The 15621-nt window shown below is 62.7% G+C and carries 13 protein-coding genes; 12 read left to right on the top strand and 1 reads right to left on the bottom strand.

Annotation, left to right across the window (positions count from 1 at the left end):
• Nucleotides 1–241: 241 nt before the first annotated feature.
• Complete coding sequence (locus tag NJLHNGOC_RS11590) at nucleotides 242–1138, bottom strand: fructose bisphosphate aldolase (protein ID WP_113596551.1); 897 nt, start codon at nucleotides 1136–1138, stop codon at nucleotides 242–244.
• A 230-nt stretch (nucleotides 1139–1368) separates the two neighbouring features.
• On the opposite strand from NJLHNGOC_RS11590, the gene NJLHNGOC_RS15720 reads away from it, so the two are divergent.
• The 12 genes from NJLHNGOC_RS15720 (at nucleotide 1369) to NJLHNGOC_RS11530 (ending at nucleotide 15394) form a co-directional block, all read left to right on the top strand.
• Nucleotides 1369–1686, top strand: a complete 318-nt coding sequence (locus tag NJLHNGOC_RS15720) for a hypothetical protein (protein WP_133258739.1) — start codon at nucleotides 1369–1371, stop codon at nucleotides 1684–1686.
• 565 nt (nucleotides 1687–2251) lie between these two features.
• Nucleotides 2252–3292, top strand: a complete 1041-nt coding sequence (locus NJLHNGOC_RS11580; RefSeq protein WP_113596501.1) for a LacI family DNA-binding transcriptional regulator — start codon at nucleotides 2252–2254, stop codon at nucleotides 3290–3292.
• An 85-nt stretch (nucleotides 3293–3377) separates the two neighbouring features.
• Nucleotides 3378–4241, top strand: coding sequence for a shikimate dehydrogenase family protein (locus tag NJLHNGOC_RS11575; protein WP_113596500.1), 864 nt, complete (start codon nucleotides 3378–3380; stop codon nucleotides 4239–4241).
• Between the two features lie 55 nt (nucleotides 4242–4296).
• Complete coding sequence (locus tag NJLHNGOC_RS11570; RefSeq protein ID WP_113596499.1) at nucleotides 4297–5790, top strand: sugar porter family MFS transporter; 1494 nt, start codon at nucleotides 4297–4299, stop codon at nucleotides 5788–5790.
• Nucleotides 5791–6089: 299 nt separating this feature from the next.
• Nucleotides 6090–6566 carry a hypothetical protein gene (locus NJLHNGOC_RS11565; RefSeq protein WP_239021495.1) on the top strand — a complete coding sequence of 159 codons (477 nt, stop codon included), beginning with the start codon at nucleotides 6090–6092 and terminating at the stop codon, nucleotides 6564–6566.
• Nucleotides 6567–6588: 22 nt separating this feature from the next.
• A complete protein-coding gene (locus NJLHNGOC_RS11560) occupies nucleotides 6589–7830 on the top strand; it encodes a TolC family protein (protein WP_113596549.1) in 1242 nt (413 codons plus the stop codon).
• Nucleotides 7830–8981, top strand: a complete 1152-nt coding sequence (locus NJLHNGOC_RS11555; protein ID WP_113596548.1) for an efflux RND transporter periplasmic adaptor subunit — start codon at nucleotides 7830–7832, stop codon at nucleotides 8979–8981. Before NJLHNGOC_RS11560 ends, NJLHNGOC_RS11555 begins: the two co-directional genes overlap by 1 nt.
• A complete protein-coding gene (locus NJLHNGOC_RS11550) occupies nucleotides 8981–12052 on the top strand; it encodes an efflux RND transporter permease subunit (protein WP_113596498.1) in 3072 nt (1023 codons plus the stop codon). Before NJLHNGOC_RS11555 ends, NJLHNGOC_RS11550 begins: the two co-directional genes overlap by 1 nt.
• Nucleotides 12052–12723: a response regulator transcription factor gene (locus tag NJLHNGOC_RS11545; protein WP_113596497.1), complete on the top strand. Its 672-nt coding sequence runs from the start codon at nucleotides 12052–12054 to the stop codon at nucleotides 12721–12723. The genes NJLHNGOC_RS11550 and NJLHNGOC_RS11545 overlap by 1 nt, the downstream gene beginning before the upstream one ends.
• Nucleotides 12720–14075, top strand: a complete 1356-nt coding sequence (locus tag NJLHNGOC_RS11540) for a sensor histidine kinase (protein WP_113596496.1) — start codon at nucleotides 12720–12722, stop codon at nucleotides 14073–14075. The genes NJLHNGOC_RS11545 and NJLHNGOC_RS11540 overlap by 4 nt, the downstream gene beginning before the upstream one ends.
• Before the next feature lie 52 nt (nucleotides 14076–14127).
• Nucleotides 14128–14697 (top strand): cytochrome b, encoded by a 570-nt coding sequence (locus tag NJLHNGOC_RS11535; protein WP_113596495.1) that lies wholly within the window; start codon nucleotides 14128–14130, stop codon nucleotides 14695–14697.
• Nucleotides 14687–15394, top strand: coding sequence for a VIT1/CCC1 transporter family protein (locus tag NJLHNGOC_RS11530; RefSeq protein ID WP_113596547.1), 708 nt, complete (start codon nucleotides 14687–14689; stop codon nucleotides 15392–15394). Before NJLHNGOC_RS11535 ends, NJLHNGOC_RS11530 begins: the two co-directional genes overlap by 11 nt.
• The last annotated feature ends 227 nt before the right edge of the window (nucleotides 15395–15621 follow it).

The raw sequence follows: 15621 nt of genomic DNA, 5'->3' as shown, positions 1-15621 counted from the left end.
GAAGCTTTTTGGAAAAAGCTTCACCAAAAACTTTTACAATTTCACGGGGTTATGTGAAATGCTTTTTCAAGGTAAGGCAAACATCCCCATGTCCATTGGGGACATTCGAACTGTCGATAACGACAGGCACACAAAATTCCGAATGATGCCCCATGAAGGCTGGCTTTCATCGCCAGCCTTCACGTCGGCTCGCATCGTGCCCTTACCGTAAAGGCACGATTTAACCCACCGGCGGCAAATCTCAGTTTTTCTGGGTCGAAGCCGCGTAAATCTGGTCGATGGACTTTGCAAGGGCCGCGTCGAATTCCGCGTCGGTCATGGTGTAACGCAGATCTTCAAGCAGCGCGCGGGAGAAGCTGGCGATCATGCCGTGGTTGGCCGACAGGCGCTGGCAGGCTTCATCGCGCGGATAACCGCCGGAAAGTGCCACCACACGCTGCACGCGCGGATGCTTGATGAGGTCAAGGTAAAGGTCCGCCTTTTCCGGGATCGAGACCTTGATCATCACCTGATAGTCGCCGGGAAGCGCGTCCAGCCCGCGATGCAGTTCATCATGCAGCAGGGTTTCCGCCCCGGCCTTGTCCGGGCTTTTGATCAGGACTTCGGGTTCCAGGATGGGCACAAGTCCCCGCGCCGCGACCTGCTCCGCAAGGGCAAACTGCTGCTTGACGATCGCCGCCACGCCTTCGCGTTCGGGCAGGCGGATGACGGAACGTGCTTTCGTGCCGTAAATGCCCTTGCTGATCGCCTGATCAAGGAGGGCCTCCAGATTGGGAATGGGCTTCATCAGCTGAACGCCGCCCGCTTCGGGCTCCAGACCCTTGTCAACCTTCAGGAACGGGACGACGCCCTTGTCTTTCCAGAGGTAGGTGGGAACAGGCGTGTCCTTTACCAGCCCGTTCATGGTCTGCTCGAACAGGATGGCTGCAATGATCTTCTTGCCCGTAAAGGCGGGGGCGGTAATGACCCTTACCCGCATTTCATGCATGAGGGCGAACATCTGCGCATCGGTGCTATAGGCGCTGTCGGGGATGCCGTAATGCCGCAGCGCGCCCGGCGTCGAGCCGCCACTCTGGTCCAGGGCCGCGATAAAACCCTTATTTTCCGACATGTTCCGACGCATCTGATCAAGAGGCATGATGATCTGTCCTATGTTCATATATCTCATCAGGGCGATGAGGGAACATTATATATAATGTCCTGTGCGCTCAGTGACAGGTAGGTTAAAATATAGGTGAATGAGCGTAAATACAAAAAGAGCAGGCCGGTTTTCACGGTTGCTGGCGATGGCGCGATAGCCATGAGCAGCGGACGTGGCTGCCCTGTGTACGGCCCGGTCATTTGCTGGCCGGAAATCTTTTCAGGTTGATGCAGGCGATGATTCATCGCGGAACTTTGCGAAGACCCATGAATGCATGGCGACCTGATGGATGTGAAACGGGCAATCGGCTTGTGGCCTGCGTATTGGCTGGCTGTCCATGGCGGAAGATGCGGGAGCATTACGGAAAACAGGGTCCGATCCTGTCCGGTTTCGCCGCTGCGCGGCGCGGTTGGGATGTCGTGCTGACAACATGGTTCGGATTTGGCCTGACCGATGACTGGCAGCACATGATCGGCAATGTGATCTTTCGAGATCACAGCCCGGCGGCTGACGCAAAAGAGGGATTTGTCAGGAAGGTTTTCTGATCGAAGCTGCCGCAGCTTTGTGGGGGCGTTTCACGTGTGCGTGCCAATGGTCGGGTATGCCTTCCTGATTTCAGGCCAATGGGGGAAACCTCCGCTTATTACAGGATATATTCCATTTATTTTTTGAAGGACTGTAGTTCGGATACACTTCCGACAAACGCGAAATATTTCCTGAACGCGTAATATACGAACATGGAACTTCGAATTTATTCCCATCATGAAAATGGTGGAACGCAATAAGAGGAAATACGAATATTGTGTTTGTGGTTTTCAAATGTCCTTCTGGATTTTTTGCAGGATTTGTCATCTTTCCCCAATCAGGATGTCTGTCTGCCTATTGAACAATCATATGAATGAATCTCTCAGGACCGAAAGAACCCGATACCGCCTGTGCGATCCATCATCATGCCGCAGTCTCTTTCATGCGCGGTCCCCGGGCCGCGCACCACAGGTCCGGTTATCTCCAACGTTCCGGCATGTGTCGAAAAGTGGATATCTTTTCCCTGAACAATAAATCCACTGACGGAACGGGCGGTTGGCGATACGATGCCGCGGGGAGAGTTGCATGAGCCTTGACAAGCAGGAGAAAACCGCCGTTCGCGCCGTGACCTCCACCGACGTCGCCCGCATAGCCGGGGTGTCCCAGTCGGCCGTGTCGCGTGCGTTTTCGCCTGATGCCAGCATCTCGGCCCGCACCAAGCAGAAGGTGCTGGCCGCTGCCGCCAGCCTGGGGTACCGGCCCAACCGCATTCCGGCCATCATGCTGTCGGGTCGGTCTTACATGGTGGGAGTGGTCATCGGGGGGCTGGAAAATCCATTCTATGCCACGGCGCTTGAACGTCTTGCGATCGCTTTGCGTGAAAGCGGCCTTCAGGTGCTGCTCATGCATGTGGATGACGCCCTGACTCTCGACAGTGCGCTTGACCAGTTGCTCAGCTACAGGATCGATGCCGTCGTTACCTCCCTTGCCATCGGTTCGAAGTCGGTGGCGCGGGCGCTGTCCCAGCTTCGCATCCCGGTCGTCTGCTTCAATTCGTCCCTGGTGGGACCGTGGATTTCAACCGTGAATTCCGACAACCATGGCGCGGGCCTTGTCGCGGCGCGACTGATGGCGCGGCGTGGGGTGACATGTCCCGTATGGCTGGCCGGTCCTGTCCGGAACACGGCTTCCCGCGCGCGGGGGGAGGGATTCTGCCACGGATTGCGCGAGGCAGGCATGCCAGTGGCCGACCTGACCCGCCTGCAGGGCGACGATACATATGACAGCGGGTACGACGCCGTCATCGGGTTGTGGAAACGCAATATCCGGCCGGATGGTATTTTTTCAAGCAATGACATGATGGCCTGTGGCGTGATTGATGCCCTGCGCGAACGCATGGGCCTGCTCTGTCCGCGTGATGTCGTCATCATGGGGTACGACAACATTCCCCAGGCCGCATGGCGCAGTTATGACCTGACATCCTTTGACCAGCATACCGAACAGATGGTCGCACGCGCCATGCAACTGCTTGATGAGGCGCTTGGGGCGAAGGATACCCCCCTTTCACGCACCCATGTCGTTGACGCGCAGTTGATCGAACGCGGCAGCACGGCCTGCGGCGACTGAATGATTAGGGCTTGCGCCCGGACGCAAAAAGCGTCTTGTTTTGCATAGCTATGCAATCTGATTCTTCATCCATCGGGAACGCCGTATGAGCAACCAGAATTTCCGCAGCATCCTTACCGGATCATTTTCCACGCCCTGCGCCGACAATCCCACTGTCGCGATGATCGAGGCCGCGTACCGCCATGCCGGGATCGATGCGCGCTATATCAACTGTGACGTCAAGGCCGGTAACCTGGCCGCGGCGGTCCGGGGGGCGGTGGCGATGGAGTGGGTGGGCTTCAACTGCTCCCTGCCGCATAAGGTGGCCGTTATCGAATATCTGGACGAACTGGCCGAGGCCGCGCGGATTATCGGCGCCGTGAACTGCGTTGCCATTCGTGACGGCAGGCTGGTTGGCAACAATACGGACGGCAAGGGGTTTCTTGCCTCCCTCAGGGAGGTGATCGACCCGGCGGGCAAAAAGGTCTTCCTGCTTGGTGCCGGTGGCGCGGCCCGGGCCATTGCCGTGGAACTGGGACTGGCGGGTGTCGCCCATATCACCGTGGTCAATCGTGACCCGGCGAAAGCCGGAACCATCGCCGCACTGGTGCGCGACAATACAAAAAGCGACGCGACCGCCCGCCCATGGGTGGGAAATGCCCGCGTTCCCGAAGGCACCGATATCGTCATCAACGCCACATCGGTGGGGCTGGGCGATGCCGACACCATGGTGGAGGTCGATTTGGATACGCTGGCAAAGGGGCAGGTCGTGGCGGACGTCATTCCCAATCCCCCCATGACCCGCTTCCTGCGCGAAGCGCGGCAGCGTGGCTGCACGCCGCTTGATGGCCTGGGCATGCTGGTCAATCAGGGCGTGATCGGGGTGGAGCTGTGGCTTGGCAGGACGCTTGACGCGGGCGTGATGAAACAGACCCTGCGCGATATTTTCGGTGCATCCGACGCAGGCTGATTAACGGCCCCTTTTGCCGCAGGGAAATTTGCCACAGGGAAAAAGGAACCCCGGCATGTCCACGATCCCGGATATTCAGGACACATCGCGTTACCATACCCATAAACGTGCGCTGTCCGCCCTGGCGACCATCGTGCACCGGGGAGACCAGACCCTTTCCGCGCGCCGCTATGTCTCCATCGCCGCTGCGGTTGCCGCCGTCGGGGGGCTGTTATTCGGATATGATACCGGGATCATCGCCTCTGCCCTGATTTTCGTGACGCAGACCTTTTCCCTGTCCACGGCGGGGCAGGAATGGGTGGCGGCGGCCCTGAATATCGGGGCGGTTTTCGGCGCCCTGATCAGTGGCCCCATATCGGATCGGTGGGGCCGCCGGCCGGCCATCATGGGGGCTGCCGGCATCTTCATCGCGGCGTCGCTGGGATGCGGGCTTGCGCCGGACGTCAGCACCCTGATCGCCGCGCGCCTGTGGCTGGGCGTGGCGATTGGCGCGACGACGCAGATCGTGCCGGTCTATGTCGCTGAACTGGCCCCGGCGTCCCGGCGTGGCGGGCTGGTGTCGCTGTTCCAGCTTGTCTTTTCGCTTGGCCTGCTTCTGGCTTTCTTCGTCGGGTATGAACTCTCCGGCGGTGCCGAATCATGGCGGGCGATGTTCATGCTGGGGGCCATTCCGGCAATCCTGCTTGCCCTTGGCATGCTCTTCCTGCCGGAAAGCCCGCGCTGGCTGCTGCATCATGAACGTGAACAGCATGCCGTCTCGATCCTGTACAGGCTGCGCGGGCACAAGGATATCGTCCGGCAGGAACTGGATGATGTCCTGACGGTCGATGCGGGGCAGGCCGCCGGGACCGGCGGGTCCATCCTGCGGCAGCGCTGGATCCGTCCGGCCCTGATCGCAGCGCTGGGGGTTGCAGCCTTTTCACAGCTGTCCGGCCCCAACGTGATCGTCTATTACGCCCCCATCATCCTGTCGCAGGTAGGACTTGGCCATTCGGCGGCACTGCTGACATCGGTTTCGGTGGGCGTCACATCCACGATCACGACGGCAATGGGCATTGCGCTGATAGATCGTGTCGGACGGCGGCGCATGATGCTGTGCATGCTGCCGGTCGCGGCGCTGTCGCTGTTCGTGCTGGGGGCCGTGTTCCTCAGTTCCGCGCCGCTGGTCGGGGTGCGGCTGGTCCTGATGGTCGTGTCGCTGCTGGGCTATATCTTCTTTAATTTCGGGTCGCTTTCCGTGGCGGTATGGCTGATCGCGGCCGAAGTCTTTCCCCTTTTCGTCCGTAGCAAGGCAATGGGCATGGCAAGTGCGACGGTATGGCTGTCCGATACGCTCGTCTCCCTCGTCACGCTGTCGCTGGTGCAGGCGCTGGGCACGACGGGCACGTTCTGGCTGTTCGGTTTCATAAATGTCGCGGCCTTTGCGTTCGTGTGGAAATACGTGCCTGAAACCGCCGGAACCACGCTGGAAGAAATTGAAACCGCGCTGAGGTCCGGAACGTTTTACACCCATGTCGGCAATCAGGTCGCCACGCGGCGGAAATCCTGAGCGGGAAGGTATGGCCGGGCTGTTCAACCGGCCCGGCTTTTCATGTCGCGCATGTCCTGTCCGCAGTTACGGCCGCGTGCAGGGGCGTGGCCGAGAGGACGAAAGAAGTAATCGCCCCGGCTTGTCTGTCGGTATGGACAATTTTTATTGTAATGATAATCATTTTCATAATAAGATTTCACGGAACTTCCCATCTGTAGGAAATCCGTTCAGGTTCGCGTCAGCTTTCCCTGTTATCAACATGCCGTCATCATGATGATGACGCAGGTTCCATATATGCTGGGGAATGGCCACACATTATGCGATGGATATTTCTGGCCGGCCTGCATGCGCTGTGTGCCTTCTTCCTGACCCTGCCGGCCGCGCGGGCGGAAAGCGGCACTGAGGGCATATGCATGACTGTCCGTCAGGGAATCCGGCTGCATGTCGATGGCATGTATGGCGGGTATCCCCATTCCGTCCTGCGTGATGCGGTGCTTCAGGGCGTCGCCTGTCCGTCCAGCGAGGGGGAACTGCACGCTTTCAGCCAGATTGCCACCCCGTCGCCCCATCTGCGTATTGCCGTCATGCGGCCCATGGGGCAGGGGCAGCAGGGATCGATTTCTGCCCGCCTGTTCGCGCAGGGGCACTTTGTCATCGGGGAGCGCATGTCCCTTTCGCCCCTCGCGCATTCCCAGTCCCCGTTTTCGGTAACATCCGACATCAGTCTCATGATGGCGCGGCTGTGGAGTGATCTTGCCGCCCGGACCGTTCATGGCGGTTCCGTCATTCCATGACGCGAAACGCGTGATCAGCCGCATGTTCCCCATCCTGCTGGCAACCATGGCCTGCGCCATGATCTGGACCTTTCCCGTAAAGGCGCAGGCGCCCCGGCCCGCCCCCTCGTTTCATGAGGCGGTCGGCATGGCGTGGGCCATCGATCCCGTGCGCACCGAACTGCAGGTGGGCCACCATTCCGCCAGGGCCCGCGCCAGCGCTGCGGGGTCATGGTTCGCCGGTGGCCCCGTCCTGTCGGGCGAATACATGGATGACCACATGCTGGGCAGTAACGAAGGCTATACGACCTATCAGGGCGGGGTGTCGGTGCCGCTGTGGCTGCCGGGACAGGGAAGCGCCACCCGGCAGGTCGCCAGCGCGGAGGCGGCCTCCATTGACGAGCAGCTCAATGTCGAACATCTGGCGCTGTCGATCCGGGTGCTTGACGCCAGTGCCGCGGCCCGGATCGCAGGCGCGCGGGCGGACGTCGCCCGCGAACTGTACGAGGCGACATCGCGGATCAGCGCCAGCGTCGCGCACGCGGTGCGTGGCGGGGAACTGGCCTCCGCCGACAGCCAGATGGCGCAGGCGGCGGTGGAGAACGCCCGTGGCGAACTGGCCCTGGCGCAGGAGGAGGCCCGCAATGCCACCGCCGCGCTGGAGGTGCTGCTGGGCCGTCCGGTCGTGCCCGATCTTGACCGTTATGGCGGCAGCGACGTGACGAAGGCCCGTTTCGTCGCCCCGCGTGACATGGAAGACAACGATCCGCGCGTCCGGGCCGCGCACCGGAACGTGGAGGCCGCCGAAGCCAACATGAAGCTGGCGCACCGCTCTTTCATGCCCAACCCGGAAATCGGCGTGGATGCGATCCATGAAAAGCAGTATGGCAGTCCGTGGGACAACCGCGTGGGCGTGAATTTCAGCATTCCCCTGCCCAGCGAGGTCCGAAACGCCCCCATCATGTCCGAGGCCCGGAACAGGCTGGCTGCGGCAGGCAGTCAGGAAACGCAGGCACGGCGCATGGTGCATCTGGAAATGATGCGCGTGCGTGAACGCCTGATCGCGGCCACGACGGCGCGGCAGGCCACCCGGAACGCCGCCGACAGCATGGAGGCACGGGCAATGGCGCAGGAACGCGCATGGCGTGTGGGGGAGGTCAGTCTGGATACCGCGCTGGCCGCACGCCAGATGGCATGCACGGCCCGGCGGGCCAGCGTCCGGGCGGATGTGGAATGGCATGTCGCCAGCATCCGCATGCTGATCGCAACAGGCATCGTGCCATGATGCGCGTTGTCGTCGCCGCCATGTTCGTCATGGGCCTGTCCTGCCTGCCGGCCTACGGCGCGGACGGGACGCTGCCCCCGGTCGTGAAGCTGGATGCGGCCGCCGTCGTCAACGAAGGCATTACGACCACCACGGCCATGACCGGTCGGCTTGCGCCCGTGCTGCCGGTCATAAGCCGGGTCATGCCCGATACGACGCGCGTCGTGCATATCCATCCCGCGGGCAGTGGCAAGGTGCTGGCGGTTCTGGTGCGGCCGGGCAGTCCCATCCGCAAGGGGCAGGCGCTGCTGCGTTATCAGGACCATTCCCTGCATGTCGCGCGCCTGCAGGCCACGCAGATGCATGCCGCGCTGATGGCCGCCATCGCCGCAAGGAACGACGCGGCGGGCGCGGTGCGGCGGGCACGCGAACTGGCGGGCGAGACCATATCCATTGCCGAACTGCGCCGCAGGCAGGACGCGCTGGCGCAGGCCGATGCAACCATGCGCGCGCGTCAGGCGGACGTGGACACGCTGGGCCACCGTTTTGACGAGGAGTTCAATTCCGTCTCCGAACAGGGCGGACGCGCGGGGCAGGACGAGACCTCGACCCTGATTTCCCCCATCGATGGCATGGTGCAGGCGATCAATACATCCGTCGCGGGCGATCTGGAGCCAGCCATGGACGTGGCGAGCGTGGCGGACCTGTCCAGCGTATGGATCGTCTCCGACATTGCGCCCGATCAGGCGGCGCGTATCGCGCCGGGGGACCAGCAGGTGACGCAGGCGGCGGCGGGGCCGCTCATCTCGCGTATCGACACGGTGGATGGCATGGCAAGTCCGCTGACGGGGCTGGTGCGGGTCATCAGCAGTGTCGCCAACCCCACGGGCGCGCTGGTGCCCGGCATGGTGCTGGATGCGACACTGGCCCAACGCGATAGCATCGCGGGCATCGTCATCCCTGCCGAGGCGATCCAGCGGCTTGACGGGCGCAGCATCGTGTTCGTGCGGATTGACGGGACGGATTACCGGCCCGCCCTGGTTGACGTGGCGTTCGATGACGGGACGCGGGCGGTGCTGCGTGGCGGCCTGAAGGGGGGTGAACAGGTCGTGGCTCATGGCAGCTTCGCCCTGCTTTCGGTCATCGGCCTGGCCGGGATGGATGCGGACTGATGGCGCGCAGGTATCTTGAGGCCCTGCTGCGCGCGCGGGTGCTTGTACTGGGCGGTCTCGGGCTGCTGCTGGCCGCAGGCATCATGGTGGTGCTGGGGCTGCCGGTGGAGGCCGTGCCCGATATTTCGCCCAAACAGGTGCTCGTCTCCGTCGTGGCGCCCGGCCTCGCGACGGAGGAGGTGGAAAAGCTCATCACCTTTCCCGTCGAGGCCAGCATGACCGGCATTCCCGGCATGACCGACCTGCGCTCCGTCTCCCGCGGGGGGGTATCGGTGGTGTATGTGCAGTTCGCCGATGATACCGACATCAACCTGGACCGCACGCGCGTGAACGAACGCATACAGCAGGCGCGCGCCAGCATATCGGTGCCCGGCATTACGGTCGGAATGGGGCCGCTGGCGACCGGCATGGGCGAGATCATGCAGTTCCAGATCCGGGGTGCGGGGCGTTCGCTCATGGAACTCAACCGCATCATGAACTGGACCGTCGTACCCCAGATGCGGCTGGTGCCCGGCGTGGTGGATGTCAACGTCAATGGCGGGGCGGAAGAGACGTATGAAGTCACGCTGGAGCAGGCGCGGCTGATCGCGGCCAGCCTGTCGGTGGGCGAGGTCTATCGTGCGGTAGACGCGAACAACGCGGCATCGGGCGGCGGGTGGATCACCCACCATGCCGAACAGCAGAGCGTGGTCGGGCGCGGGCTGGTGGGCAGCCTTGCGGATTTCGGGAATATCGCCGTGCGGACCAACGCCGACGGTTCCGTCGTGCGGCTGCGTGACCTCGGGCGGATTGCCACGGGCGCGCGCACGCGTCTGGGGGCGGTCACGCGCGACGGGCGGGGCGAGATCGTGATCGGCGTGGTGATGATGCAAAGCGGGGCGAGTTCCGACGCCACCCTTGCCGCCATCAACCGCGCCCTGCCGGGCATAAGGCAGGCCCTGCCCGCGGGCGTTACGCTGGAGCCCTATTACACCCGCGCCACGCTGACCGGGCAGACCATCGCCACCGTGCGCGACAACCTGCTGATGGGGGCGGTACTCGTGGCGGGCGTGCTGGTGGTGGTGATTGGAAGCTGGCAGGCGGCGCTGGTGATCGCCTCCGTCATTCCGGTCGCCCTTGTCTGCGCCATGGCGGGCATGCGGCAGTTCGGCATTTCCGCCAACCTGCTCAGCCTTGGCGCGATTGATTTCGGCATGATCGTCGATGGCTCGCTGGTGGTGATCGAACATGTCCTGTCGCGACGCGGGGAGGAGCCGGAGGCGGAATTCATCCCGCTGGTGATCTCCTCCGTGCAGCAGGTCATGCGTCCGGTCGGCTTTGCCATCCTGGTCATCATCATGGTCTATCTGCCGATCCTGACCCTGCAGGGGATAGAGGGACACATGTTCCGTCCCATGGCGCAGACGGTCATCATGGCGCTGCTGGCCTCGCTGGCCTACTGCTTTGTCTGCGTGCCGGTGCTGGCGGCCCTCGCGCTCGGGCGGGTGCGGCCCGTGGGCGATACGCGGCTGATCGCCTTCCTGCGCCGTCCCTATGCACGCATGGTGACATGGGGGGAGGGCCATCCGCGTATCCTGTTCGGCGGCACGCTCGCGGTGCTGGTCGTCTCCGCCGGGCTTGCGACACGGCTGGGGGGCGAGTTCATTCCCCAGCTTGACGAAGGGGCGCTGACGGTGACCACCACGCGCCTGCCCTCGGCCTCGCTCGATACGGTGCTGGCGTCGGTGACACGGCAGGAGCAGATCCTGCGCCGCTTTCCCGAGGTCCGCTCCGTGGTCAGTAATACCGGAACGTCCGCCATCCCGACCGACCCGATGGGGGTGAACGAAACCGACAGCTTCATCTTCCTCAATCCGCCTTCCACCTGGAAAACCGCCCGCACGCAGGCCGGGCTGGTGGCCGCGATGGACGACACCCTGCGGCGTGAACTGCCCGATGCGCTCTATTCATGGAGCCAGCCGGTGCAGATGCGCATGGATGACCTGCTGTCGGGGGTGCGCACGCAGATCGCCGTGTCGATCTTTGGCGATGACCTGTCCACCCTTGCCGATCTGGGCGACCGGGTGGTAGCCGCCATATCGGCGGTCAGGGGGGCGGCGGACGTCGCGGCGGCGGGGGATGGCACCGTGCCGCTGATCGTGGCCGACATCGACCGCACGCAGGCCGCCAGCCGCGACGTGGCGGTGCAGGACATCCTTGATACGGTGGAGGCCGTGGGCGGGCATATCGGCCGGCCGGTCATCGTGGGCAACGCCATCATCGGCACGCAGGTCCGCCTTGATCCCCGTAATGTTGCCTCTGCCGCGGCCATCGGAAACCTGCAGGTCCGGCGCATGGACGGGCAGGGCAGCGTCATGCTGTCGCAGGTGGCCCATGTGCACGAGGTCGACGGGCCGCCGCGCATCAGCCGCGATGGCGTGCGCAGGCGCATGGTGGTGCAGGCCAACGTGCGCGGTCGCGACCTTGCCTCCTTTGTGGCCGAGGCTCAGGCCCGCGTGGCCCATGATGTCAGGCTGCCGTCGGGTTATACCACGCAGTGGGACGGGCAGTTCCGTAACCTGCAGTCGGCCATGCGGCGGCTGGAAATCGTGCTGCCCGTGGCCCTTGGCCTGATTTTCGTGCTGCTGGTGGTGGCGTTTGGCGCGGTCCGGCCCGCGCTGCTGGTCTTTGTCAACCTGCCGGTGGCGGCGACCGGCGGGGTGATGGCGCTGACGGCGCGGGGCATGCCGTTCAGCATTTCGGCGGGGATCGGCTTCATCGCGCTGTTCGGGGTGGCCATCCTGAACGGGGTGGTGCTGGTCAGCGAGATCGCGGCCCTGCGGGCACGGGGCATGGCGGTGGCGCAGGCGGCCTTTGTCGCAGCAAAATCGCGGTTCCGTCCGGTCATGGCCACGGCACTGGTGGCAAGCCTGGGCTTTTTCCCCATGGCATTTTCCCAGAGCGCCGGGGCGGAGGTCGAACGCCCGCTGGCAAGCGTGGTGATCGGGGGGCTGGTCACGTCCACGCTGCTGACCCTGCTGGTGCTGCCCACATTGTATGCCCGCGTGATGCGAGAGAAGGTTCAGGACTGATGCGTATCCTTATTGTGGAAGATGAACATGACCTTGGGACGGCGGTGCAGGAACGCGTGCGGCTGGACGGGCATGCCGTGGACTGGTTTACGACGCTGGAGGATGCGCGCGCGGCCGTGGCGACCGTGGATTACGACTTCATGCTGCTGGATCTTGGCCTGCCGGACGGGAACGGCCGGGACCTGCTGCGTGAAATCCGCCGGACTTCGTTCGATATCGCCATCCTCATCACCACGGCGGAGGATCAGGTCAGCGACCGGATTGCGGGCCTGTCCGATGGCGCGGATGATTACATTGTCAAGCCGTATGACCTGAACGAACTCGTGGCCCGCATCGCGGCGGTGTCGCGGCGGTACGCGGCGCCACGCAGGCAGGCGCGTCATCAGATCGGCGACATCACGATCGACCGGGAAAACCGTTCCGTCGCACGCAATGGACAGATGCTGGACCTGACCGCGCGGGAATGGGCCATCATGGAACTGCTGTCGCGCAATCCCGGCCGGATCTATTCGCGCCAGCAGATCGACACGGCCCTGTACGCGCTGGACCATGACGTGGACAGCAACACGGTGGAGGTTTTCATCAGCCGCCTGCGCAAGAAGGTTGGCAATGCCGTCATCAGGACGGTCCGTGGCCGGGGATACTGCCTGGCCCATGGCGCCGCCGCATGAAGAGCTGGAGCCTCGCCACCCGGATCGTCAGCAGTGTGCTGGCGGTGGTCACCGTCAGTCTTCTGGCCCTCAGTATCGCCGTGGCTGGTTTTACCCGGTACGAGATCACGGAACGGCTGGACAATTCCCTTCAGGAAGTGTCCGAACGCCTGCAGGCCACGATCGCGACCCGGCCGCATGAACCACATTCGGACAATGTCGCATGGGTGCCCGACGTCGGGCCACGGACGCTGGCCTATCAGGTTGTCGATCCGGCCGGCCACGTTGTCCTGCGTTCCCAGAATGCCCCGGTCGATCCTTTCGTGCCCGACATGCGCACGGGATTTGCCGATACGCCGAATTTCCGGGTCTATGTCGCGGCCCCGACCACGACGGCCTATCGCGTGCTGGTGGGGGAGCCGACATTGCATCGTCGCGGCGCCACGTTGCGCGCGACGGCAATAGCGGTCGTGCCGATACTTGTTTTCCTGCCGGTCATCTGGCTGCTGGTGCGCCTGATCGTGCGTCGCGCCCTGCGCCCGCTGGACCGCCTGCATGACGAGATGCAGTCACGCGGCAGTGGCAACCTGCGTCCTGTCCCGTCACTGGACCTGCCTGTCGAGCTGATTTCCATCCAGCATGCCGTCAATACCCTACTGTCGCGGCTGGAGACGGCGCTGTCCACCGAACGGGCCTTTGCTGCGAGTGCCGCGCATGAACTGCGCAACCCGCTGGCTGCCCTGCTGGCGCAGGTGCAGATGCTGGGCCGCATGGTGCCTGCGGAATCAGAGGCGGGCCGGCGGGTGGACGTCATTGTCGACAGAACCCGCAGGTTGGGCCGGACGGTGGAAAAACTGCTGCAGTTTTCCCGTGCTTCCTCTGGCGTTGCCTTCCGGCGCGACCGTTTTGATCTTCTGGCCGTGCTGTATGTGCTGGTTGATGACTTGGGGCATAATCCCAGGGATGGCCGCAGCATGGACATGACGACGAATGGCATCAGCCACATATTTGTTCATGGCGACATGGATGCGACCGGCATTCTGATCCGCAACCTTCTTGAAAATGCCCTGCTGCATGGAAAAGACGCCGCGGCGGTGCATGTGACCGTACTGCCCGATGGCAGCATTGACATAACCAATGACTGTCCCGCCCTGATGCCCGCCACGCTGGCGCGGTTGACCAGTCCGTTCGTTCGTGGCGGATCCAGCGTCCGGGGCAGCGGACTGGGGCTGGCGATCGCGAACAATATCGCCAGACAGATGGATGTCCGCCTGCAACTGCGCTCACCTCTTGCAGGATCAGACCGGGGGTTTGGCGTCTCCCTTCTTTTTCCCGATCCGGAAATCATCATGATGACACCGGAAGGGGAATAGACGGGGCATCTGCGTTCAGGTCCGCGTCATGTGGGGAATATATAACAAAGGAATGAAACAGACGCTCCGTCTTTCCGCCCCGCGTTACGACACGACAACGATCCTTTTCCATTGGAGCTGCGCCGTCATTATCGTGCTGCAGTTCGTAAGTGCCAATTTATGGGGCCTGTTTCGCAACCCGCTGCATCATCAGCTTGTGGTCGCGCATCTGACAATGGGCATGGTGCTGGGCGTGCTGCTGCCCCTTCGTCTGCTGTGGCGCCTGAAGTGGGGACGGTGGATCCGGGCATCGGATCGCTGGCTGGACTGCGTGATGGCGCGCAGCGTGGAATATGGCCTGTACGGGCTGACCCTGCTGGAAATCTGCCTGGGTTATCTGTGGCGGTGGGGAAACGGACAGGCCATGAGCTTCGTATCCCTGCAGATCATGCCGCCCTTTGGCAGGTTCCCGGCATCGACCGTCAGCCTGCTGCGATGGCTGCACCATTGGAATGGCTGGCTGATCATGCTGCTGGCAACGGGGCACGCGCTGGCCGCGTGTTTTCATTACTTCATTCTCAGGGATGATGTTTTTCAAAGAATGCTGATGACGAAAGATGTATCCGATGGATATGGAAAATAGTTCCCCGCTTCGTACCGTGGAGAGGCATGCGACGTCGCGCCTTGGCTGGCTGCGGGCGGCTGTTCTGGGGGCGAATGACGGTATCCTGTCGACATCCAGCCTGATCATGGGCGTTGCAAGCGCACATGCGACACAGGGAAGCATCCTGCTGGCCGGGATATCCAGTCTGGTGGCCGGTGCGATGTCCATGGCGGCGGGGGAATATGTATCCGTCAGTTCACAGGCGGATTCCGAAAAAGCGGATCTTGCCCGCGAAAAGAAGGAACTGGGCAGTAGCTGGGATGCTGAAGTAAGCGAACTGGCTGGAATATACCGTCAGCGTGGACTGGATGATCTTCTGGCGCGAAAAGTTGCCCTTCAGCTGATGAAACATGACGCGCTGGGTGCCCATGCCCGTGACGAGCTCGGTATTTCCGAGGCGACGGCAGCGCGTCCGGTGCAGGCTGCCCTTGCATCTGCGGGCGCGTTTTCGTCCGGTGCGATACTGCCCGTGCTGACGGCTGTGGTGTCGCCACCCGGGATGGTCGCGTGGACGGTGTCCGCGATTTCGCTGATCGGCCTTGCCATTCTGGGGATTGTCGGGGCCCGCGCAGGTGGGGCCGCGCCCATGCGTCCTGCATTGCGGGTGATATTCTGGGGGATCATGGCAATGATGGTGACGGCAGGTATTGGAAGGATATTTGGGATTCAGTCCTGATTTTAATAAAAAGCCATGTATATTTGTAGATCGCAGAGCATGTGAATACTGCGCAGGTGATCATATTCCCTGCCGGGGGCGTTGATGCGTATGCGCATTCTTCTCAGCGAACCGCCTGTATCTGTTGTGCATGCAAAGGGGCATTCCATAACGCAGCGGCCAAGTCATGGCATGGAATGTCATCCGGCGTGAGACAGGTTGCTGTGGGGCGGAGAAGTGTGTTCCGC

This window comes from Novacetimonas cocois (genome assembly GCF_003311635.1).
GTDB classification, from domain to species: Bacteria; Pseudomonadota; Alphaproteobacteria; order Acetobacterales; family Acetobacteraceae; genus Novacetimonas; species Novacetimonas cocois.
Note: the sequence above shows the minus strand (reverse complement) of the source record. Positions and strands in the feature narration are given on the sequence as shown.